Genomic DNA, 23,855 nt, shown 5'->3' on the forward strand with positions numbered 1-23,855 from the left:
TTTTATCTAATCTTCTTGAAGTCGTGCTTCAAAAGATGTGCCGCTCCTTTACTTATGGAGGCCTTTTAGTGTTGAGTATCTTGATCACGCAGTTTGTCGTACTTTGGGCGGTTATTGACCCTATTGGTACTGTCCCGGTCTATTTATCGCAAACCACGCATTTAACCACTAAACAGCGCCGCTTAGTCGCGCTCAAGGCCGTCGGCATTGCCACGGGAGTGTTACTGTTTTTTCTCATCGCGGGTCAGCTGCTACTTGAAGCGATGCAAATTCCACTTCCTGCGTTTCAAGCCGCAGGCGGTTTAGTATTACTGCTGTTCGCCTTAACCATGATCTTTGGCGAAGGCAAACCGCAAAGCGAAACACGTTTATCGACAGAAGTTCATCACAAAGAACTGGCAAACCTTGCAGTGTACCCACTAGCCATTCCTTCAATCGCATCTCCTGGCGCGATGATGGCGATTGTGATGCTCACCGATAACCATCGCTATGCGCTCACTGATCAAGCACTGACGGCCGGTGTTATGGTGTTTGTGCTATTGATTACGCTGGTTTTATTGATGGGTGCGAACAAAATTCACCAGTGGATTGGCGATGTGGGCGCCGAAATCATCAGCCGTGTGATGGGGCTGATTCTCGCGGCGGTGGCGGTGAATAACCTGCTACTGGGGATTAAAAATTTTTATCTCTAAAGCCTGTAGGCTGAATTAGACCTTTGGCTAATTTTACACTCCATTAACATTGCACTTTCTGAGCCTTGTTCACATAAACGCCCGTTAATCGGGCGTTTTTCATATCTAGAGCCCGACTAAAGTTGAAAAGCGCTGTTGCACAACCCTTGCTATTGTAATTCCTGAAACATTTTATTAACAACAATACATTCTAAGGAGACGGCAATGGCGTTTGAAAGTCAGGAAAAAGCCAAGGCCTATTGGGACAAGAACGTAAAACTCATGGTGACCTTAATGGTGATCTGGTTTGTCGTATCTTTCGGCTGCGGCATTTTATTTGTCGATGTTCTGAATCAATTTCAACTTGGCGGCTACAAACTTGGTTTCTGGTTCGCTCAACAAGGTTCTATCTACGCATTTTTAGCCATCATATTCTACTACGCGTGGAAGATGCGTCAGATTGACCGCGAATTTAACGTGGACGAGTAAGGAGTCTTCGTCATGGATTTAAAAACCATCACTTATCTAGTCGTCGGGGCAACCTTCTTGCTCTACATCGGCATCGCAATCTGGGCTCGAGCGGGCTCAACCAAAGAGTTCTATGTCGCAGGCGGCGGGGTTAACCCAATTGCAAACGGCATGGCAACCGCAGCCGATTGGATGTCAGCGGCATCGTTTATTTCAATGGCCGGTCTGATTGCTTTCATGGGTTACGGCGGTTCAGTATTCCTTATGGGATGGACAGGCGGCTACGTGCTTCTTGCACTGCTGCTCGCCCCTTACTTACGTAAATTCGGCAAATTTACCGTGCCGGAGTTCGTCGGTGAACGCTTTTACTCTAACGCCGCGCGCGTGGTTGCCGTAGCATGTTTAATCATTGCGTCGGTCACATACGTTATCGGTCAGATGAAAGGGGTTGGCGTGGCGTTTGGTCGCTTCTTGGAAGTGGACTACGCGACCGGGCTTGGCATCGGTATGTGTATCGTGTTCATTTATGCCGTTATGGGCGGTATGAAAGGCATCACTTACACTCAGATTGCTCAATATTGCGTACTCATTCTTGCTTACACCATTCCAGCAATATTCATCTCTCTGCAGCTGACGGGTCATCCTTTGCCGCAAATTGGTCTCGGTAGCACCATGGCGGGTAGCGACCAATACTTGCTCGACCGACTCGATCAAGTGGTGACCGAACTCGGGTTTAGTGAATACACCACCCAAGTGCGGGGCGATACGCTCAACATGTTTGCTTACACCATGTCGCTAATGATCGGTACTGCGGGTCTGCCACACGTTATCATTCGCTTCTTCACCGTACCAAAAGTGCGTGATGCACGTACCTCTGCGGGCTGGGCACTGTTCTTCATTGCCATTCTATACACCACAGCACCTGCGGTTGCAGCGATGGCACGTTTGAACTTAATGGATACCGTTAATCCAACACCAACCACTAACTTGGTGTATGACGAACGCCCTGATTGGTTCAAAAACTGGGAAAAAACCGGTCTGCTTAGCTTTGATGACAAAAATGGCGATGGCGCAATCCAATACACTTCTAGCGCAGCAACCAACGAGCTAAAAGTGGATAACGACATCATGGTATTGGCCAACCCAGAGATCGCGAAACTGCCAAATTGGGTCATCGCACTGGTTGCAGCAGGTGGCCTAGCGGCTGCACTTTCAACCGCAGCGGGTCTGCTACTGGCAATTTCATCAGCGATATCCCATGACTTGATTAAAGGGGTAATCAATCCAAATATCTCGGAGAAAAAAGAGCTGCTGGCGAGTCGCATTTCGATGGCGGTGGCGATTGCGGTCGCCGGGTATCTCGGCCTACACCCACCGGGCTTTGCCGCCGGTACGGTAGCCCTAGCCTTTGGTCTTGCTGCCTCATCGATTTTCCCAGCCTTGATGATGGGTATCTTTAGCAAGAACATTAACAAAGAGGGCGCTATCGCCGGTATGATCACAGGTATCAGTATCACTCTGTTCTACGTATTCCAACACAAAGGGATCCTATTTATTCCTGATTGGACTTACCTAGAAAGCTGGGGCAGCAACTGGTTCCTAGGTATTGAGCCAAACGCCTTTGGCGTGGTCGGTGCCATCTGTAACTTCATCGTTGCGTTTGCAGTGTCACGTGTAACAGCGGAAACACCACAAGAAGTCAAAGATTTGGTTGAGCATGTTCGCGTTCCAGCCGGTGCAGGTACAGCGCAATCTCACTAATCTTGACCCTAAACCACAAAAGCCCCGCACGGGGCTTTTTTATTCAATGAATTGCTGTAATTTAGCCATTAAGACGTCGCCGCAAGGAAGCTAAATATGTTCAAAAACAAGCACTTTATCCTCGCCCTTTTGATTGCCCCGATTCTGTCAATTATCGCTTATGTCGGCACTGACTTAGCGGTCAGTGAAAAGCCGCAAAGCGCACAAGAAGGGGAAAGTTATAAACTCGCCAGTCAATCAAACTGTCGTTACACCAGTGGATTGTGCAACATGGAAAACGGCGATTTTAAACTTAAATTTCGTAGTGAATCGGTCAGCGAAGACAAACTGGTATTAAGCCTTTACTCCCAATACCCACTTGAAAATGCCCAGCTTTCTCTTGTCAGCGATCAGCAAAGTGCGGGCGAACCTGTCGCCATGCAACCCAGCGACGATGGCCATCAAAATTGGCAGTTAACATTACCCGCACCAAACGCCGATAGCGATTGGTTACGCGTGGTGGTCAAAGCCAACAACACCTTGTATTACGGCGAAACACAAACCAAGTTCGTCCACTACCAAACGTTACTCAATCAATAAATTCTAGGCTGCGGCACTATGCCGCAGTACTATGCCGCAGTCACTCGATTTAGCACCGCGCGCAATTTCAAAGGCTTGACTGGTTTGGCAATAAAGCTAAATCGCTGCGCTGCGATGGTTTCCAGCATCTCTTCCGTGCGGTCAGCACTGATAATCACACCGATAAAACGTTCGCCCATGCGCAGGCGACACTGCTGCAACACTTCAAGCCCAGTGCGGCCATCGTCCAAACGGTAATCCGACAGCACCACTTGCGGCTGCCACTGGTCATCTAAGCACTGCAAACTCTCCACAATGTCATGCGCCAAACGCACATCACAGCCCCAGCGCGATAACAAATTATCCATTCCAAGTAGAATATCTGGCTCGTTATCCACACACAGTACTCGCACACCTTGCAAATCATGGGAGGCATTTGGCGAAGGTTCAGAGACAGGAATCGCTTCCACCGCATCCACTCTTGGCAGCGTGATAGAAAAGACGCTACCTTGTCCCGGCCAAGAACGCATCGAAATGTCATGGCCAAGCACATGAGCAATGCCTTTTGAAATTGCCAACCCAAGCCCAAGCCCTTGATCCGAACGCACTTGTGAGCCGCGATTAAACTCTTCAAAGATCTCTTGCTGCTTATCTTGTTCAATACCGATGCCGTTATCCCACACATCGATGCGCACTTGCTCGCCACAGCGTCTAACCCCTAGCAACACTTTACCCTGCGGGTTATAACGAAACGCGTTGGTGAGGAAATTTTGCACCACGCGGCGCAACAATTTAGGGTCAGAATTGACCAACAACGAGGAAGAAACCATTTTAAACTCAACCTGTTGCTGGCGAGCCAGCGCGCTGAATTCAGCGTTGAGGTTAGTCAGTACATCGTGAATTGGGAAACGGCGCGGATTGACATCGAGCTTGCCCGATTCAAGGCGCGAGATGTCCAGCAAGTCACCAATCAAATCTTCAGCAGCACCAAGCGCGCTCTCAATGTGTTCGGCGAGTGTTTTGGTTTGCGTGTCTGGTGCCACTTCAGAAAATGAAGAAGCGAACAGCCGAGCAGCATTGAGTGGCTGCATTAAATCGTGGCTCACCGCCGCCAAAAATCGCGACTTGGATTGCGATTCCAGTTCAGAGCGTTGATTCGCGGCCACCAACTGTTTATTCAATGTTTCGAGCTTTTGAGTACGGTCTTTAACTCGCTCTTCCAGAGTTTCATTGGCTTGTTGCAACGCCCGCTCGGCATCGCGAAACACGGTGATATCAGTAAAGCTCATCACAAAACCGCCGCCTGGCATAGGGTTACCTTGCACTTCTATCACTCGCCCATCCGGGCGAATACGTGACGAGGTATGACGAGAGCCTTGTTCCAGATGGTAAATTCGCCGCCGCACATGATCTTCCGGGTCGCCCGGACCGCACAAACCTTGCTGCGCATTATGGCGAATCACGTCGGCAATCGGCCTACCGACTTGAATCAGCCCCGGCGGAAAATCAAACAGTTCAAGATAGCGCTGATTCCACGCCACCAGCCGCAATTGTTTATCCACCACCGCAATGCCTTGACCAATATGTTCAATCGCGCCTTGCAATAAGCCACGACTAAAGTCGTACAACTCGGACGCTTCATCGACAATCGTCGCCACTTCTTCAAGCTGCATATTGCGCCCTTGCAGCGCCGAAGTCAGAACTAACTTCGCCGAAGAGGCGCCAAATACGCCGGCCAATACCCGTTCGGTATGACGAATTAAAGAGGAAGGAGCTTGCTGGTTGGGCATTAAGGTTTCGCGCTGCTGACTCCAGTATTGACGAAATGCCACTCGCACTCGCGAGCGACCAACAAACCGCGACGCCAGCATCTCTAGCTCCCCGACGGTCACACGGCTTTGATACAAACTGATGTTTTCGCTTTCCGGCAGCGGCGTACCGACAAAAGCGGCGGATTGTAAACGCTCACTTAAGCTTGAGCGGGTAAGTAACGAGACAATCACATAGCACAGCGCATTGAGCATCACGCTGGAAATCATACCCCAGTCGGCGCTATCAATCCCCCAACTGGCCAGTATTTTCGGCGGTGTAATCACCCATAACAGCGGGTTGGTCTCGGCGTTACCGGCCAAAATTCCGGTTTGCGACATTAAGGTAATTAGCCACAGAGTGAAACCAAAACCCAACCCGACATACACACCTTTGCGATTGCCCAAGCGCCAGTACATACCGCCAATTAACGCTGGCGCAAATTGGGTAATCGCCGCAAACGAGAGAAAACCGATCGCCGATAACGACTGAATTCCGTCCAGCGCTTGATAGAAAAACCACGCGCCAAGCAAAATCAGCACGATTAGAGCGCGGCGAATCATCAATAAAAAGCGCGAGAAATGACGATGATTACGCTGCGACAGTTTCATTCTTCGCAGCAATAGCGGCATCACCATGTCGTTGGTGACCATGATTGCTAGCGCAATGGTTGAAACAATCACCATGCCGCTGGCGGCCGACGTTCCGCCAAGAAATGCAAACAGTGCAATATTCTCGGCGCCAACATGCATCGGAATGCTGACCACATACGTGTCTGCCAAACTGTCTGGCAAAATGCCCTGACCGACCCAAGCAATCGGCAATACAAATAAGCCGATCAAGATGAGGTAAAGGGGAAAGACCCAGCGCGCGGTGTGTAAGTCTTGCGCGCGTTCGTTTTCGACAATCATGGTGTGAAACTGGCGTGGTAAACACAGCAGCGCCATCATGGTCAGTAGCGTATGAATCAGCAATGTTGGTAGGTTTGGCGCTTGATAGGTTGAAGAAATAATCTGATTAAAACTGAAACTGGTATCGCTCATGCCAAGGCTTAAGATAAAGCCCCCTACCAGCAAAAATGCCACCAGTTTGACGATCGATTCAAATGCAATCGCCATCATCATGCCACGGTGATGCTCGGTATTATCAATATGGCGCGTACCAAATAAAATGGTAAACACCGCCAGCGCAGCAACCACAAACAGCGACACATCACCACCATCGGCGCCCACTTGCTGGGTGAAATCCGGCGCTATGATGTCTAGCCCCATGGTCACCGCGCGCAGTTGCAAAGCGATATAAGGCAGAATGCCGATCACTGCAATAAAGGTGATTGCCACCGCCAAACCTTGTGATTTGCCGTATCTGGCAGCAATAAAGTCGGCAATCGACGTTATGTGTTCGCGCTTAGCGATCAAAATCAGGCGCGCCAAGATACGCCAGCCAAGCGTGAACACCAAAATCGGAGCCAAATAAATCGGTAGAAATGACCAAGGGTTAGCAGCCGCTTGGCCAACAGTGCCAAAGAAGGTCCACGAGGTGCAGTACACTGCAATCGACAAGCTGTACATCCAAGGACGCCACTGCGCGAGCCATCCTTTGCGCTTATCGCCGTACCACGCAATCAAAAACAGAATGCCTAGATACGCCAAAGAGACTGGAATCACAAACCATCCTTGCATTGCTAACCCTCAGTTTTTCCCATAAAAAAACTCCCCCAGCGAGGAGGAGTTTTTATTTAACTAAGGAGTCGGTTTAAACACAACGCAGCAACTTTAATTCTGTGCTTCAACCTCAGGTTTGGCGATCACATCTCTGAGCGTTGAACTATTTTTTGCGGGAGTGACCTTAATAAATAGCGCCAGTACGCCCATACCAGCCATCACCCAAAATACCTGAGCACCCCAATGCTCATAAGCCCAACCACTAAAGGTGGTCATCAGTGCAGTAAAGGCACCTAGAGGAATCGCGTTATATAGCGACTGCAGCGCCACCATTTTATTCTGCTCAGATTGCTGAATGTATTGAATCGCCGCGACGTGGGCTAACGCAAAAGTCACGCCGTGCAAAAGTTGAATCAGAACCAGCGCCGCCAATAAGGTGGTTGAAGCGGTCAGGCCCCAACGCACGATCACACCAATTGCCGCGACGAAGAACAATGCGCGTAGTGATAAACCAGAGAATAGGCGCTTGCTCATAGCGAAAATAAACACTTCTGATGCAACACCTAAACTCCATAAGTAGCCGATAATGTCTTCCGAGTAACCCGCCTGTTTCCAGTAAATTGAGCTGAAACTGTAGTAAGCCGCGTGGCTACCTTGAATCAAAGACATCAAAATCAAGAACTTCAATACTGGCCATTCACGCAGCAAGTGGCTCAGTTTGGGACGCGCCATATGAGCATCTTGTTGAGTGACAGGCATCGGATTGGTGCTGCGCAGCGACAGCAAAATCGCGATACTAAAACCGGCCAACGCGGTGTACAAAATCATATCTGAACCGTAAAGATGGATCAGATAACCCACCACGGTTGAACCTGCGATAAAAGCGACGGACCCCCACAAACGCGCACGGCCATAATCGAGTAATTTCAATCGGTTGTAGTAGTTTGCAACTGAGTCTGAAAGTGGAATGATCGGCCCGCAGCACAAGTTAAACAGCACGGTCGCTAGCGCCATCAACCAAAAACTGCCGCCGGTAAAAAAGTGCAGACCAACAAAAAGTAAACCGGCGAAAGTAATCGCGCGCAGCGCAGGCATTAAGTGTTCAGCGCGATGAATTCGAGGCGTTAATACAATGTTTGCGACACAGCGAGTTGCAAGACCAATCCCGACCAACAAGCCAATATCCGTAGCCGATACACCTTGGCCTTTAAACCACAGAGCCCAGAACGGCAAATAAACACCATAGGCAAAGAAAAAGCCCAAGAAATATTGCGATATCCATCCATATGGAGTCGGCTTAAACATGTATCAATCCTAATCATTTTTGAAAAACGCGCACATTATCTACTGAGATGAGTTCTTGAAAAAGGGAATTGTTAGACAAACAGCGTTTCCCGTTTCTCTACTAATACGACCAAAGTCGTCTGGAGGTTGGGCGTAAATTTGCCACACTAAAATGCATTATGGATGAGTGAGCACCTCGAATGCCGGACAAATTCAATACCCAATCGCCCCCGTTTGACCGTTTAACCGAATCGCAGCAAAGCCGTTTGCGAACCGCGCTTGATGTCGCCTATTTTCGACAAAGTGAACGAATACTGCAGGCTGGGTCTGAAAGCCGTCATTTGCATGTGGTCATCAAAGGCGCAGTCGAGGAGCGCTCCAGCGATAACCAAGAAGTGTATGCTCACTACGCTAACGACGATCTGTTTGACGTCCGCTCACTGTTTGAGGGCACCACCAAGCATCACTATGTTGCTCTTGAGGATACGCTGACGTACTTGTTGCCCAAACAGGTATTTCTCGAACTTTATCAACAAAATGGTGAATTTGCGGCGTACTTCGATAATAACCTTGCCAAACGCCAAGCCCTGCTCGATGCCGCGCATCAGCAGCAAAATCTGGCCGAATTTATTCTCACTGAAGTGACCGAAGAGATTTACCATCCGCCGTTGATTCTGAGCCCAGATGAAGCGCTGCATAGCGTCACCGAAATTCTCAAAGACAATGGCCGCGACTCGGCGCTGATCGCACTTGCCGCGGATGATCCGAGGCTAACAAACGCTAGTCATGCTCTTCCTTACGCAATCGTCACGCGGACCAATTTATTGCACGCTGTGATGCTAGAAAACGTCAGTCGCGATGCACCCGTCGCTCAGATTGCCTCGTTTCCGGTGTTTCATGTTGAACGCGGCGAGTTTTTGTTTAACGCCATGATCACTATGACGCGCAATAAAATGAAACGTTTGATGGTCTGCGACGGCAAACAAGCGATTGGCATGCTCGACATGACTCAAATTCTGAGTGCCTTCTCCACCCACTCCCATGTGCTAACTCTGAGTATTGCTCGCGCCACGAGTATCGAAGAGCTCGCTATCGCCTCAAATCGCCAACGTCAATTGGTCGAAGTACTGCTGCGCAATGGCATTCGCACTCGCTTTATCATGCAGCTAATTTCGGCCGTCAATGAACAAATTATCGAAAAAGCCTTTGAACTGGTGGTGCCCCCGGCGCTGCACGATCACTGCTGCTTGTTAGTGCTAGGTTCCGAAGGGCGCGGCGAACAAATTTTAAAAACCGATCAAGACAACGCTTTGATCATTAAAGACGGGCTTGAGTGGCATCACTGTGACTCAATAATGCAAAACCTCACCCATACCCTGCAGCAACTTGGCTATCCGCTGTGCCCGGGTAAAGTGATGGTCAACAACGCCAAATGGGTGAAAAATCAGAGCGATTGGAAGGCCACCATTTCCAAATGGGTTCAAGACATGCGCCCGGAAGAGATGTTAGACCTTGCGATTATGGCCGATGCCACCGCTGTCGCCGGTAATCGCGACTTACTCACGCCGGTTAGCGATCACCTCACCAAATTGATGGCCAATCGCATGTTGATACTGCAAACCTTTACTCAACCAGCGCTGCAGTTTTCTACGCCGCTAACCTTATTTGGCAACGTCAAAGATGACAAGCAGGGTTTGGATGTCAAAAGCGGCGGCATTTTCCCGATTGTTCACGGCGTTCGCGCCTTAGCACTCGAATATGCGATAGCCAACAAAAACACCTTTGAGCGCATCGAGGCGCTGCGCGATAAAAAAGTGCTTGAGCCAGAGACTGCCGATAACCTTAGTGAAGCCCTTAAACTGCTGTTTAAGCTGCGTCTAAATCAGCAACTGAACCAGCAGCATGCCCACAGCCGTATCGACCTGAAACAGCTAGAACGCTCGGAGCGCGATTTGCTGCGTCATGCTTTCCACGTAGTGAAGAAATTCAAGCAACTGCTGGCTTACCATTATCAAATTCGCGATTAAGGTAGGCATTGATGAACTGGCTGTGGCGTAAATACTGGCACTACAAACTGCGAGGCTCGCCTTATCAAACTCTGTTTGATGGCGTAACCAGCGGCGAGTTCGTGTCGGTGGATTGCGAAACCACCAGCCTTGACCCTAAACGTGCAGAACTGGTGACGATTGCTGCGACCAAAATCATCGGCAATCGCATCATTACCAGCGCACCGTTTGAAGTACATCTGCGTGCGCCACAATCACTCGATAGCGGCTCGATCAAGATTCATCGCATTCGTCATCAAGACTTGATTGATGGGTTAGATGAGCGCAGCGCCCTGCTTCAATTGATCGATTTTATCGGCAAGCGTCCGTTGGTCGGCTATCACATTCGCTACGACAAAAAGATTCTCGACCTCGCCTGCTTAAAGCACTTTGGCTTTCCACTGCCCAATCCGATCATTGAAGTCAGCCAGATCTATCACGATAAACTCGAGCAGCATCTGCCTAATGCCTATTTCGACCTTAGCCTTGAAGCCATTTGTCGCCATCTCGATTTACCAATGCAAGAAGACAAGCACAACGCACTCGAAGATGCGATTGCCGCCGCGATGGTTTATGTGCGCTTAACCAAGGGTGATCTGCCCAGTTTCAATGTCCCAAACTCGCAGTAAACACGGGCTTGTCTCGCATAAAATTGGGAGCGAATTCACTCATTTATCCTTTTACGCCAAAGCGTAATCCTAAAGTCTAATTGTCGAATCGAGGCCATTGGCTGACAGTTATAGGCACACCTTCGCATGCAAGTAATACCAAAATTTTGCCCAACGAAAAGACACTTGCTGAATTCACAAGGAGAGAAGCCATGAGTGAAGCTCATATTTATCCGGTTCAAGACAATATTAAAGCCCATACACACGCGGATAATGATACCTACCAAACGATGTATCAGCAGTCGGTACAAGACCCAGAAGGATTTTGGAGCGAACACGGCAAGATTGTTGATTGGATCAAACCTTTTAGCAAAGTAAAACACACCTCATTTGATACTGGCCACGTCGACATCCGTTGGTTTGAAGACGGGACCTTGAATGTCTCGGCCAACTGTATCGACCGCCACCTTGCCACGCGTGGCGATGACGTGGCGATCATCTGGGAAGGCGATAACCCCGCAGAAGATACCACCCTAACCTTTAACCAATTGCACCAACAAGTCTGCCGTTTTGCCAACGTGCTTAAAGCTCAAGGGGTGAAAAAAGGTGATGTGGTGTGTCTGTACATGCCAATGGTCCCTGAAGCGGCGGTTGCGATGCTGGCCTGTACTCGCATCGGTGCAGTTCATACTGTGGTGTTTGGTGGCTTTTCACCGGATGCACTCGCTGGCCGGATTGTCGATTCCAACGCTAAACTGGTTATTACCGCCGACGAAGGCGTGCGCGGCGGTCGCGCAGTACCGCTGAAGAAAAACGTCGACCAAGCTCTGACCAATCCGGAAATCAGTGCCGATACCAAAGTCGTGGTGTTAAAACGTACTGGCGGCGAAGTAGCGTGGAATGAGGCTCGCGACGTTTGGTGGCATGAAGCGACTGAAAAGGTTTCAAGTGACTGTCCACCAGAAGAGATGAAAGCTGAAGACCCACTTTTCATTCTTTATACCTCGGGTTCGACTGGTAAGCCTAAAGGGGTGCTGCACACCACTGGCGGTTATCTGGTGTACGCCACCATGACGTTTAAATACGTGTTCGACTACCAACCTGGCGAAACATTCTGGTGTACCGCCGATGTGGGCTGGATTACGGGCCACACCTACTTGGTTTATGGGCCTCTGTCTAACGGCGCGAAAACCATTTTATTTGAAGGGGTACCAAACTACCCAAATACCAGCCGTATGAGTGAAGTGGTCGATAAGCACCAAGTCAATATTCTCTATACTGCGCCAACCGCGATTCGCGCCCTAATGGCCAAAGGCGATGAAGCAATCAAAGGCACATCTCGTAGCAGCTTGCGCATCATGGGTTCAGTCGGTGAGCCGATTAACCCTGAAGCGTGGGAGTGGTATTACAAGACCATTGGTAACAGCCAATCGCCGATCGTCGATACGTGGTGGCAAACTGAAACCGGCGGCATTTTGATTACTCCGCTTCCTGGTGCCACTGACCTTAAACCGGGCTCAGCAACACGACCATTCTTTGGTGTTCAACCTGCGCTGGTTGATAACGTTGGCAACATTGTCGAAGGTGCAACCGAAGGTAACTTAGTGATTCTTGACTCTTGGCCAGGCCAAATGCGCACTGTATATGGCGATCATGACCGCTTTGAGCAGACCTACTTCTCGACCTTCAAAGGCATGTACTTTACTGGCGACGGCGCGCGCCGCGATGAAGATGGCTACTACTGGATCACAGGTCGTGTCGATGACGTCCTCAATGTCTCCGGCCACCGCATGGGCACCGCTGAGATTGAGTCGGCTTTGGTCGCCCATGAGAAAATTGCCGAAGCGGCAATCGTCGGGATTCCGCACGATATTAAAGGCCAAGCGATTTACGCCTACATCACCTTAATTGATGGTGAAGTGCCAAGCGCCGAGCTGCATAAAGAAGTCAAAGACTGGGTGCGTAAAGAGATAGGCCCAATTGCAACGCCCGATGTGCTGCACTGGACAGACTCGCTACCGAAAACACGCTCTGGCAAAATCATGCGTCGTATATTGCGCAAAATTGCCACTGGCGACACCAGTAATTTAGGCGACACTTCAACCTTGGCAGACCCAAGTGTGGTCGACAAGTTGATTGCCGAGCAAGCAGAGCTTTGTTAAACCATTCGAACTCACCAACTTTGAGCGCGCAAGTGTCGAGCTAGCTTGCGCCATCACAGATAGAAAAGGCACCCTGAGGTGCCTTTTCTATTCTTTACCGACTTGCTGCTCAAGGGGCAAACTTAATCAAACTGGTAAGTGTAAGAGGCGACAATACGCTTGTCGGCTTCATCGAGATAGGTGTTGTTATCTTGCATAAATACAAACGCGTTCATCGAGTTATTTTTGTCAATTCGGTAACCACCACCAAGGCCGCCAAACGCGCCTTTGTAGTTCTCGCCTTCATCGTTTTTCGAGCCATAAGAACCGGCGACAAAGCCAAGTAAAGTGAATTTCGGCGTTAATGCTTTCAAGCCAAACGCGCCAAGATAACCGCTGTGACTGCTTGACGTCACCATATTGAAGCCATTTTCTGGCGACGGCGTACCATTGAAGTTTTCTGATGCGCACTTGTCGCCGGTATTGCCACCACACTTTGGTGACTCTCCGTCGTTATAGGTATAGCCCGCCATTGGGAACAACTGAATGCCGGCAGGTTCAATGCCGAAATAACTCAGCGGCATGAAGCTCCCCACACTGTAGTTAGTCTGAGTTGCGCCGTTGGTGTACTCATTCTTACCAAAGTTAAAATTCACAATACCGACCGGAAATAGCCATGAACCACCAATACGCCACTCGCTCGCATCATGGTTTACACGAGCGTTAAGTTTGCGTGCGTCATCGAGAGCAAGCGATCCAGAGAACGCCACATTGCTGTCGTCAAAATCAAAGTTGTTGGCGTAAGACACACCCACTTTGGTGATCACTTTGGTTGGATCATCGTCGAGCTTGTCTTTGTTCTGTATCACTTGGCCTTGAGCACAAGCGATCCCCGGTACTAACAACGCGGCTAATAAAATCTTTTTCATCATGTGGACCCTTATGTTTCCAGCCAGTTGCAACATACAACAGCACCTCAAACATTGAGAGCATGGCTAATGGATAAAAAATGGTCGCACAATATATAGGGCTTTATTCGGCAAATAAAGACCAATAAATTGCGCCAGAGTACTTGAATTAAGAACGCCAATTTGCCGTCATTCAAGACTCAAATAAAAGAATGAGAAAGCATTGAGGAATTGAAACATTTTTCCCTCTGTACAAATTCCGAACGCAGTTCAAAGTTCAGAAAATTGATTTACCAAAAATAGGGAACAAATGGGAGAAAAGCAGGTCATTAGACCAGTAAATTGCTGCGATTTGTTGTGAATTGGCTATAATCTTAGTCAATTTCTAAAAATCGACACGTTTTTCATTTAAAACAGATGCCGATTTGAACAAAATGTGGGAGTATCCGGTTTTAACTCACGATAAAGGAAGATAGCTGCAAAATGTCAACAAAGTTACGCATTCTAGTCCTAAACGGTCCGAACCTTAATCTTTTAGGATTACGCGAGCCAACTCATTACGGTTCACAAACCTTGACTGATATTGTAGAGAATTTATCGGCTCAAGCCCAGCAAGCTGGCGTGGAATTAGAGCACCTTCAATCCAATCGTGAGTATGAACTTATCGAAGCGGTACATACCGCTCACGGTAAAGTGGATTTTATTATTATCAATCCCGCTGCATTTACTCATACCAGCGTGGCACTACGCGACGCGTTGCTTGGCGTTTCGATCCCTTTTATTGAGGTGCATTTATCAAACGTCCACGCAAGAGAGCCATTCCGTCATCACTCTTACCTCTCGGATAAAGCCGTTGGGGTAATTTGCGGTCTTGGTGCTAAAGGTTACGAATTCGCTTTAACTGCCGCCATACATAAATTGACGCAGTCAAAGTAAACACAGACACTCCCAGCCCTCATTGGGGCTGTCTTACTCACAAGATAAAAGAGAAAGAAAAAATGGATATCCGTAAAATTAAAAAGCTTATCGAATTAGTTGAAGAGTCGGGCATTGCCGAGCTAGAGATCTCTGAAGGTGAAGAATCGGTACGCATCAGCCGTAACGGCGTTCCTGCTCCAATGGCTCCTATGCAATACGCAGCGGCGCCAGCACCAGTGGCTGCTGCACCTGCTCCAGTAGCAGAAGCAGCACCTGCGGCGGCACCTGCTCCAGCAGCACCTGCGGGTCACCAAGTTCTTTCTCCAATGGTTGGTACTTTCTACCGCTCTCCAAGCCCAGAGTCGAAATCATTTATAGAAGTGGGCCAATCAGTTTCTGCTGGCGATACTCTATGTATCGTTGAAGCAATGAAAATGATGAACCAAATTGAAGCGGACAAATCAGGCGTTGTGACCGCAATCCTAGTTGAAGACGGCCAACCAGTTGAATTCGACCAACCTCTCGTTGTCATCGAATAAGCGGGGCTTGCCTTATGCTAGACAAAGTAGTCATCGCGAACCGAGGTGAAATTGCACTTCGTATTCTTCGCGCTTGTAAAGAACTTGGCATCAAAACCGTTGCTGTCCACTCAACCGCTGACCGCGATTTAAAACACGTTCTGCTTGCAGACGAGTCTATTTGTATCGGTCCAGCTCGTGGTATCGACAGCTACCTAAACATTCCGCGCATCATTTCAGCGGCGGAAGTGACAGGTGCGGTTGCGATTCACCCAGGTTACGGTTTCCTATCAGAAAACGCAGACTTCGCTGAGCAAGTTGAGCGCAGCGGCTTTATCTTCGTTGGTCCAAAAGCAGAAACCATTCGCATGATGGGCGACAAAGTGTCAGCTATCAACGCAATGAAAAAAGCGGGCGTTCCATGTGTACCTGGCTCTGATGGTCCTCTCGACGACGATGAAGTAAAAAACAAAGCCCACGCTAAGCGTATCGGCTACCCAGTGATCATCAAAGCCTCTGGCGGCGGCGGCGGTCGTGGTATGCGTGTGGTTCGCGGCGAGAAAGACTTGGTTCAAGCGATCGCTATGACCCGTGCAGAAGCAAAAGCAGCATTCAACAACGACATGGTTTACATGGAAAAATTCCTAGAAAACCCTCGTCACGTGGAAGTGCAAGTGATTGCCGACGGTCAAGGCGGCGCTATCCACCTAGGTGAACGTGACTGCTCAATGCAGCGTCGTCACCAGAAAGTGGTTGAAGAAGCACCAGCACCAGGCATCACTGAAGAGATGCGTAAATACATCGGTGAACGTTGTACTCGAGCATGTGTGGAAATCGGCTACCGCGGTGCGGGTACGTTTGAATTCTTGTACGAAAACGGCGAGTTCTACTTCATTGAGATGAACACCCGTATCCAGGTAGAACACCCAGTTACTGAAATGGTCACTGGCGTTGACCTTATCAAAGAGCAACTTCGTGTTGCCGCAGGTCAACCACTATCGTTCACTCAAGACGACATCAAGATTCGCGGCCATGCTGTGGAATGTCGTATCAACGCCGAAGACCCAGAGCGCTTCCTTCCTTGCCCAGGCAAGATCGAGCGTTTCCACTCTCCAGGCGGTATGGGCGTACGTTGGGAATCGCACATCTACTCTGGCTACACTGTGCCTCCTCACTACGACTCAATGATCGGTAAGCTGATCACCTTTGGTGAAAACCGCGACGTTGCCATTGCTCGTATGCGTAATGCACTGGGTGAGATGATCATCGAAGGCATCAAAACCAACATTCCTCTTCAGGAAGAGATCATGAAAGATGAAAACTTCCAGCACGGTGGTACTAACATCCACTACCTAGAGAAGAAGTTGGGCATGCACTAATTGCCAGCCTCGACAGTAAACAAAATGCTCACTTCGGTGGGCATTTTTTATTTGCCCACGATATAAATTCAAACTCAGCGCACAGTTCTGCTACACTTTGCGCCAATTCAATCATTGAAAGAGCTATTGCCATGCCTTGGATTCAAATCAAACTCAATGCAACCAACGCGAATGCCGAACAGATCGGCGATATGCTAATGGAAGAAACCGGCGCCCTATCGGTGACGTTTTTAGATGCGCAAGATACTCCGGTATTTGAACCCCTACCGGGAGAGACCCGTTTATGGGGCGACACCGACATTTTAGCGCTGTATGACGCCGAAGCGGATAGTAAGTGGGTTATTGAACAAATTACCGCCAGCGGCCTTCTCGCGCAAGATTTCGCCTATAAAGTTGAGCAGCTTGAAGACAAAGACTGGGAACGCGAATGGATGGATAACTTCCACCCGATGAAGTTTGGCGAACGCCTGTGGATTTGCCCAAGCTGGCGCGAGATCCCTGAACCGGATGCCATCAACGTCATGCTTGATCCGGGCCTTGCCTTTGGCACAGGTACTCACCCAACCACCGCGCTATGTCTTGAGTGGTTAGAGGGCTTGGACCTAGCCGGCAAAACCGTGATCGATTTCGGCTGTGGTTCTGGCATTCTCGCCATCGCGGCGATTAAGTTAGGCGCCGAGCAAGTGATTGGTATCGATATCGATCCACAAGCGCTGCTGGCGTCTAAAGACAACGCAGAGCGTAATGGCGTTGCTGAGCAACTCAACGTCTTCCTACCGCAAGATCAGCCACAAGATTTGATCGCCGACGTGGTCGTCGCCAACATTCTTGCTGGCCCACTTCGCGAACTGTCACCAGTGATTAAAGGCTTGGTCAAACCCGGCGGCGTTTTAGCCATGTCTGGCGTACTCGATACTCAAGCGCAAGATGTCGCTGATTACTACCGCGACGAATTTTCTCTTGACAGCATAAAAGAGCAAAATGAGTGGTGTCGCATCTCAGGTAGCAAACAAGGATAACAAGAGTTTGCGCGTTAATTGATTGAAAAACATACTATTTACAAAAACAAATTGTAAATGCTCAAATAATAGTCTTTTCACGCACCGAAAAAATGCGTAAAATGCGCGCCCTTACTGCTACACAACTGCGACGACGTTTTGAAAATCGGAAATTACCAACTAACTAACAACCTGATCGTAGCCCCGATGGCGGGTGTGACCGACAGACCGTTTAGAGAGTTGTGTCTTCGATATGGTGCGGGAATGGCTGTCAGTGAAATGATGTCGTCAAACCCAAAACTGTGGAAAACGTCAAAGTCGAAACAGCGCATGGTACACGAAGGCGAGTCGGGCATTCGCTCGGTACAAATTGCCGGTGCCGATCCGCAGTTGATGGCAGAAGCAGCGCAATTCAGCGTTGAGAACGGTGCTCAAATCATCGATATCAACATGGGTTGCCCTGCCAAAAAAGTGAATAAGAAGCTAGCCGGCTCCGCGCTGCTAAAGTTTCCAGAACTTGTGGAAGAGATTCTGAAAACCGTAGTGGATGCGGTCGATGTTCCTGTGACATTGAAAACCCGTACTGGCTGGGACACCGACAACAAAAACTGTGTCCATATCGCTAAATTAGCCGAAGACTGCGGCATTCAAGCTCTTGCTCTCCATGGCAGAACTAAGGCTTGTATGTACAAAGGTGAGGCCGAATACGACAGCATTAAAGCGGTGAAGCAAGCCATTTCAATTCCGGTTATCGCTAACGGTGATATCGATAGCCCAGAAAAGGCGAAGCATGTGCTGGATTACACTGGCGCCGACGCTTTAATGATTGGTCGTCCTGCCCAAGGACGACCATGGATTTTCCAGGAAATCCGCCACTATTTGGAAAACGGCACCACAATGCCAGAGCTTCCGGTTACGGAAGTAAAAAGCATTTTGCTTGGTCACGTTCACGCTTTGCATGAATTTTATGGAGAGTATTTAGGCCCTCGCATCGCGCGTAAGCACGTGGGTTGGTACCTAAAAGAGCATGAACAAGCGAGTGAGTTTCGCCGTACCTTCAACGCACTTGAAGTCGCCAACGAGCAACTTGAGGTGCTGGAAGGTTATTTTGATAACGTTGCATCATAATTAAGAGAAGAGCTAGACCGAATATGTTCGAACAAAATCTGACTTCAGAAGCATTAACAGTAACGACAGTAACGTCACAAGATCAAATTACGCAGAAGCCTTTACGTGACTCTGTTAAAGCATCTCTTAAAAACTACCTTGCTCAACTGAATGGCCAAGAAGTCACTGAGCTTTATGAGTTAGTTTTAGCTGAAGTTGAACAGCCACTATTAGACACCATCATGCAGTACACTCGCGGTAACCAAACTCGCGCAGCAACTATGATGGGCATCAACCGCGGTACTCTTCGTAAGAAATTGAAAAAATACGGCATGAACTAAAATTCAGCCCGAATTTTTGTAAATTAAAAAGCCACCTCTAAGGTGGCTTTTTCTTTGTTTGGTGCTTGGGGTACGCGCCAGTAATTCAGCTATCTAAGAGTGAGCGTGCTGCGATTTTAAGCCCTCTTGCTCCTGCTGTGATAAACCAATGTAGCGCAGCTCTTTGCCGGCCATCAGGTTGGCTTCTATCGACTCCAGTGTCACCCCTTTGGTTTCCGGTACGAACAACACGGTGACTGCAACAAAGATAAAGTTAAACACTGCATACAACCAGAACGTCTGCGCCGTGCCGATACCGTTTAGCAACGTTAGGAAAGTAGCACCAAGAACCATGTTGGAAATCCAGTTCATGGTGGTTGAGCAGGCAATACCAAAATCACGGCCTTTGAGCGGTTGCACTTCCGAACAAAGAATCCACACCATAGGCGCTGCACTCATCGCATAGCCGCAAATACACACAATGGCGGTTACCACAGCTAAGTAAGAGAAATACACCGGCGCATGGCCTGTGAGAACCGATTTAAGCAATAACCCTAAGCAGAACATGCCAAGACCCATCACAGTAAAACCGATTTTGAGCGCTGGTTTACGTCCCCAACTGTCGGCCATAGCAATCGCGATAAAGGTGGCAGCAACAAAAGCCACACCAACCAATACTGTGCCAAACATCTGCTGCATATTGCTGGTAAAACCCGCCATCTCAAAAATCTTTGGCGCGTAGTACATCAAGATATTCATACCAGTAAATTGCTGCATAAACTGCAATGCAATGCCAAGCCCAACACTGCGACGAAAGTTCTTGTTGGCTTTAAACAGCGCAAACCCAGACTGCTTCACTTTTAAGCTGGCAATAATTTCTTGAAATTCTGTGCTCGCCGCACGTTCGTCCATACGCAGGGTAAGCAATACTTGCTGAGCTTCTTGCATATAGCCACGAGAAGCTAACCAGCGTGGTGAACGCGGTATAAAATACACCGATACCACCAAAATCGCGGTTGGAATCAACAGCACTGCAAACATCATGCGCCAATTGCCAGTTTGAGCAAACCAAGTATCCGAAAGAAACGCCAACAATATCCCCACCGTGACCATCAGCTGATAAGTCGCGATGCGGCGACCACGCACGGATTTATCTGACATTTCAGAAAGATACAAAGGCGCAGCAAACGAGGCGATACCAATCGCAAAACCTTGGACAACGCGAAAGACCAACATCACTTCAATGTTCGATGCAAAGGTACAGCCTAGGGTGCCAAGCGCAAAGATAATGCCGCCCCACATTAAACTGCGTTTGCGGCCAAGAATGGCAGAAAGCCAGTTGTTTGAAATCGAGCCAAGCGTTGCACCAAGCATCATGGTACTGACGATCCACTCTTGTTGATGAATGGTGATTGACCATTCATTCGTAATAAAAGGTAACGCGCCGGATATAAGCCCAATATCCAAACCAAATAGCAGCCCAGCCAAGGACGCAGCAACAGAAACAAGCGTGTTGTAATTAAGCATATTATAATTATTCCTTATCAATAGGGTGGTTAGATAATCAGCCAACTTGAATATGGAAACACTTGCTTAACTCTCACAGTGGCAAAGTGAGCGCTTCTATGTATTTATTTAGCCAAATAAAACATATAAAAGATGAAAATTTAGCCACTAAATTATAGATTCTCGATAATTCAAAGCTGTGAATATAAATTCACAAACAACTTTTTCTAAGCATAATTCGCATAAAAAAGCCCAACGGCATTACGCCAGTTGGGCTTAGGTTTGGTCAGTGATACAACAAAATTTGGCGCCTTAACGCATTTGCTTAGGATGCTTAAGCTCGGCGACGCCAAGCCATCAATAGCATCAGACTCAGGATTACGCTGCCTCCCATTGAACCCGCGAGAGTATCGTTATCATCCTCAGAACCGGTTTCAGTCCCCGTGTCATCGCTGGATGAAAAACTTAACTCCAGTACGGCTGGGTCGTGGTCAGAGGCGCGGTAAACATCGCTGTATTTAGGGAAATCATCGCCTTTGTACTCATCGTTGTAATCAAACACTGTCGATTCTGCCGCGTTGATATGCCAATCATTGGCATCGACAACATACTCTTGCAAGCTTGGGCTCACCAGTAAGTGGTCAAGAGTACCGACTTCATCATTATATGAGTAGCTCCAGCTATCATCGTGGAACAGTTCAACCGCATTGATGTAGCCATAGCTAGTGGTGATGACTGCGCCATCGTCGCCAAACTGCTCGACGCCATCAATATAGGTGTTGCGCGCTGCGGTAATGGTTTTGCCATACTTTTCTGCGCTGTAGTCAGTGAGAACTAAAATCGGATCTTCTTTGGCATAGGAGTTCATATCACCCAGAATCACTTTGTGACCATCAATCGCAGCCAGCGCATCACCAAGTGCTACCGCACCAGCAACGCGAAAGTTTTCACATGAGCCCTGGAAATCAGCATCTTCACCGCCTTGACCACCTTCTTCGGTTGACGCGACATCTTCCCAACAAGTCGAACCTTTAGATTTCAAATGGTTAACGGCGACGGTAATGCTTTCACCGCCATCGACTAAGGTAAAGGTCGGCGCCAAGGTATCGCGTTGATAGTTTTCGCCATCTTCTTCGACATCGCCCTCTTCATCGTAAACTGCCGGTGCGTCTTGATATGGCATGTTAATCACGCGAGACGTGGTTAGTGTCACCACGCTTGGGCGATAAATCACGCCAACTGCGATGGCATCGGTGCCCACCGAATCGTCTTCATCGGTCACTCCATCATCATTGGAATCGACCGCCACAAACGTGTACTGATCAGACTCGTCACTAATACTGGCATTCAGCTGTTCCACCAACTGGGTGATTGCGCCGCCCTCACCAAAGCCGTTGTTTTCAATTTCCATCAAGCCAACGATGTCGGCATCGAGAGCCGAAATCGCTTTGACGATTTTCGCTTGTTGGACTTCAAACTCTTCATAGCTGTCAGCGCCGCGGTTGTCACCGTATTGGTTTTCATCCCCACCGTATGGCGAGTTAAAGTAGTTAAGCACGTTAAAGCTGGCGATACGCAGATCGCCATCACTGGAAACGGTTGGTGCCGCTGTACGGTCTGAGTTGTGGACGAAATTGTCACTGGTCAGATCGTTAGTCACGATCAAGCGGTATTCACTGTAGCTGTATGATATGACCCCTTGCATACCAACAACCGTATCATTGATGCGAATGTAGTCTTCGGTTGAACCATCTTGATCGGCATCAGTAAGCCCAAAGTCTGCATAGTAAGGAATGCTGGCCGTTGAAGTTTTACTGTCGGATTCAACAAACAGACGGCGATTGGCGTTATCTTCGCTCGCTTGCAAAGAAGCATCAGAGCCTGCAACATGCTGCTGGTTTGGCTGCATATTCAGCTCGCCATGAGCAAGAACCATATTGTTGCGATACGAGTCGTAGTCGTAGCTAAAAGTACGAGTGACGCGCATGTCTAAGTCTGAGGTGGTTTTGACCAACATGCCTTCATAGCGCTCCAAGGTATCAGCAAAACTTTCGTCGCTGTCGATCATTTCGATCTCTTGCGCCTCTGGCGCATCTTGCTCACTCAATTTCTCCCACTGGCTATCTTCCGCCACCAGCTGAGTTAAATTGTAATACTCTTGAATATTACCTTTGGCGCACACCACATCACCCGGCTCAAGATCCGAACTGGATTGATTGGTATACACAAACAAACCTTCCGAAGTCTTGGGGTTATTGTCGTCTTGCAGCGCTTGCAGATAAAAGCCTTTGGTTAAACTGGTGGTGACTGCGCTGACAACGCCTTTTACGTAATACTCATCATCACTGATGTAAGCATCATCGGGAATGTAGGGTGAGGTTGCACCTTCACCCTGAATATCGTGAATCGAAGTGAATGTTGGCGTGCTGCCATCATCAAGGGTACAGGTAAAGGCCTCGCCTTGTTCCACTTCATCCAGCGAACCCAAGCCATCGATATCGTCTTTGTCTAGGCTTTGCCACTGCGATGAATCGTATGTAGCACTTGGCGTCAGCGCATCGCTATAACGCACTAAGGTGACATCTTTACCCCAATCATCAGAGCTATCGACCGTCCCGACCACGTCCACTAACTCGCCATCTAAATACAAACCAATCGCGTCATTGCCATTAAAACTGGTGATCGAACTTTCCGTTAAATCGGCGAGTGCGAGAATCTCGTCGCTGGCACTTGAGTTGGCTACCACATACACATCGCCAGCGGCAATGGTCACGCCATCCAAGCTGGTTTCGCTGCCCCATGAGCCACCATTGGACTGCTTGGCGATACCATAGCCCGTTAAAGTCACGGCTTCATCGCCAGTATTGGCAATTTCAATTGCCTTGTTATAGCTGCTGCCTTCCACATATTGAGAGATCACCACCTCAGCATACGCAGATGTGGTCATACACGTTCCGACAGCCAGCGCTGTCAGGCTTCTAGCCCATTTACTTTCCATAGTTTCCCCGTTGGCTTCCTACCACTTCGCACCAAACAGTTGCTTGCTGGTTTGGCGTAAAAAGCGCTTCCATGTCACAAAAAATAAGTCTGCAAAAACAATTTGCGTAATGAGTGTTCAAGTTATTGCTGAAAAATCAAACTGAACATCCAAGTTAGCGAGAGTTAGATCTCATTGAATAATTTGATAATTAT

General features: G+C 48.6%; 18 protein-coding genes. 13 read left to right on the forward strand and 5 right to left on the reverse strand.

Going from position 1 to position 23,855, the window contains the following annotated elements:
• Window positions 1-68: 68 nt before the first annotated feature.
• The 4 genes from BLS03_RS12150 (at window position 69) to BLS03_RS12165 (ending at window position 3,479) form a co-directional block, all read left to right on the forward strand.
• The gene (locus BLS03_RS12150; RefSeq protein WP_093274125.1) at window positions 69-692 is read left to right on the forward strand and encodes a MarC family protein; all 624 of its coding nucleotides are present in this window, start codon (window positions 69-71) and stop codon (window positions 690-692) included.
• Window positions 693-896: 204 nt separating this feature from the next.
• A complete protein-coding gene (locus BLS03_RS12155) occupies window positions 897-1,160 on the forward strand; it encodes a DUF4212 domain-containing protein (RefSeq protein ID WP_093274128.1) in 264 nt (87 codons plus the stop codon).
• A gap of 12 nt (window positions 1,161-1,172) precedes the next feature.
• Window positions 1,173-2,900: a sodium:solute symporter family protein gene (locus BLS03_RS12160; RefSeq protein WP_093274134.1), complete on the forward strand. Its 1,728-nt coding sequence runs from the start codon at window positions 1,173-1,175 to the stop codon at window positions 2,898-2,900.
• Between the two features lie 96 nt (window positions 2,901-2,996).
• A complete protein-coding gene (locus BLS03_RS12165) occupies window positions 2,997-3,479 on the forward strand; it encodes a hypothetical protein (protein WP_093274136.1) in 483 nt (160 codons plus the stop codon).
• 29 nt (window positions 3,480-3,508) lie between these two features.
• Here BLS03_RS12165 and BLS03_RS12170 read toward each other — a convergent pair whose 3' ends face one another.
• Window positions 3,509-6,949: a hybrid sensor histidine kinase/response regulator gene (locus BLS03_RS12170; protein WP_093274139.1), complete on the reverse strand. Its 3,441-nt coding sequence runs from the start codon at window positions 6,947-6,949 to the stop codon at window positions 3,509-3,511.
• 93 nt (window positions 6,950-7,042) lie between these two features.
• Window positions 7,043-8,236 carry a 3-phenylpropionate MFS transporter gene (locus tag BLS03_RS12175; RefSeq protein ID WP_093274141.1) on the reverse strand — a complete coding sequence of 398 codons (1,194 nt, stop codon included), beginning with the start codon at window positions 8,234-8,236 and terminating at the stop codon, window positions 7,043-7,045.
• A gap of 179 nt (window positions 8,237-8,415) precedes the next feature.
• Here BLS03_RS12175 and BLS03_RS12180 point away from each other — a divergent pair, with 179 nt between their 5' ends.
• The 3 genes from BLS03_RS12180 to acs all read left to right on the forward strand — a co-directional run bounded on the left by BLS03_RS12180 (window position 8,416) and on the right by acs (window position 13,030).
• The gene (locus BLS03_RS12180; RefSeq protein ID WP_093274145.1) at window positions 8,416-10,242 is read left to right on the forward strand and encodes a DUF294 nucleotidyltransferase-like domain-containing protein; all 1,827 of its coding nucleotides are present in this window, start codon (window positions 8,416-8,418) and stop codon (window positions 10,240-10,242) included.
• Between the two features lie 11 nt (window positions 10,243-10,253).
• Window positions 10,254-10,889 carry a 3'-5' exonuclease gene (locus BLS03_RS12185; RefSeq protein WP_093274149.1) on the forward strand — a complete coding sequence of 212 codons (636 nt, stop codon included), beginning with the start codon at window positions 10,254-10,256 and terminating at the stop codon, window positions 10,887-10,889.
• A gap of 191 nt (window positions 10,890-11,080) precedes the next feature.
• A complete protein-coding gene (acs, locus tag BLS03_RS12190) occupies window positions 11,081-13,030 on the forward strand; it encodes an acetate--CoA ligase (RefSeq protein ID WP_093274152.1) in 1,950 nt (649 codons plus the stop codon).
• Window positions 13,031-13,152: 122 nt separating this feature from the next.
• On the opposite strand, the gene BLS03_RS12195 is transcribed toward acs, so the two are convergent.
• On the reverse strand, window positions 13,153-13,941 hold the full coding sequence (locus BLS03_RS12195; protein ID WP_093274155.1) for a hypothetical protein: 789 nt from the start codon (window positions 13,939-13,941) through the stop codon (window positions 13,153-13,155).
• Window positions 13,942-14,400: 459 nt separating this feature from the next.
• Here BLS03_RS12195 and aroQ point away from each other — a divergent pair, with 459 nt between their 5' ends.
• From aroQ to fis, 6 genes are all read left to right on the forward strand, one after another.
• Window positions 14,401-14,853 carry a type II 3-dehydroquinate dehydratase gene (gene aroQ / locus BLS03_RS12200; protein ID WP_093274158.1) on the forward strand — a complete coding sequence of 151 codons (453 nt, stop codon included), beginning with the start codon at window positions 14,401-14,403 and terminating at the stop codon, window positions 14,851-14,853.
• A gap of 62 nt (window positions 14,854-14,915) precedes the next feature.
• The gene (gene accB / locus BLS03_RS12205; RefSeq protein WP_093274162.1) at window positions 14,916-15,374 is read left to right on the forward strand and encodes an acetyl-CoA carboxylase biotin carboxyl carrier protein; all 459 of its coding nucleotides are present in this window, start codon (window positions 14,916-14,918) and stop codon (window positions 15,372-15,374) included.
• A 14-nt stretch (window positions 15,375-15,388) separates the two neighbouring features.
• Window positions 15,389-16,732, forward strand: a complete 1,344-nt coding sequence (accC, locus tag BLS03_RS12210; RefSeq protein ID WP_093274165.1) for an acetyl-CoA carboxylase biotin carboxylase subunit — start codon at window positions 15,389-15,391, stop codon at window positions 16,730-16,732.
• Between the two features lie 131 nt (window positions 16,733-16,863).
• Window positions 16,864-17,751 carry a 50S ribosomal protein L11 methyltransferase gene (gene prmA / locus BLS03_RS12215; protein WP_093274168.1) on the forward strand — a complete coding sequence of 296 codons (888 nt, stop codon included), beginning with the start codon at window positions 16,864-16,866 and terminating at the stop codon, window positions 17,749-17,751.
• Window positions 17,752-17,889: 138 nt separating this feature from the next.
• A complete protein-coding gene (gene dusB, locus BLS03_RS12220; RefSeq protein ID WP_093274169.1) occupies window positions 17,890-18,858 on the forward strand; it encodes a tRNA dihydrouridine synthase DusB in 969 nt (322 codons plus the stop codon).
• Between the two features lie 23 nt (window positions 18,859-18,881).
• Window positions 18,882-19,178 (forward strand): DNA-binding transcriptional regulator Fis, encoded by a 297-nt coding sequence (gene fis / locus BLS03_RS12225; RefSeq protein WP_000462885.1) that lies wholly within the window; start codon window positions 18,882-18,884, stop codon window positions 19,176-19,178.
• A 93-nt stretch (window positions 19,179-19,271) separates the two neighbouring features.
• Here fis and BLS03_RS12230 read toward each other — a convergent pair whose 3' ends face one another.
• Complete coding sequence (locus BLS03_RS12230; RefSeq protein ID WP_093274172.1) at window positions 19,272-20,684, reverse strand: sugar porter family MFS transporter; 1,413 nt, start codon at window positions 20,682-20,684, stop codon at window positions 19,272-19,274.
• A gap of 313 nt (window positions 20,685-20,997) precedes the next feature.
• Window positions 20,998-23,661, reverse strand: coding sequence for an ExeM/NucH family extracellular endonuclease (locus tag BLS03_RS12235; RefSeq protein ID WP_093274174.1), 2,664 nt, complete (start codon window positions 23,659-23,661; stop codon window positions 20,998-21,000).
• Between the last annotated feature and the right edge of the window lie 194 nt (window positions 23,662-23,855).

Source organism: Vibrio xiamenensis, assembly GCF_900100015.1.
Classification (GTDB): Bacteria; Pseudomonadota; Gammaproteobacteria; order Enterobacterales; family Vibrionaceae; genus Vibrio; species Vibrio xiamenensis.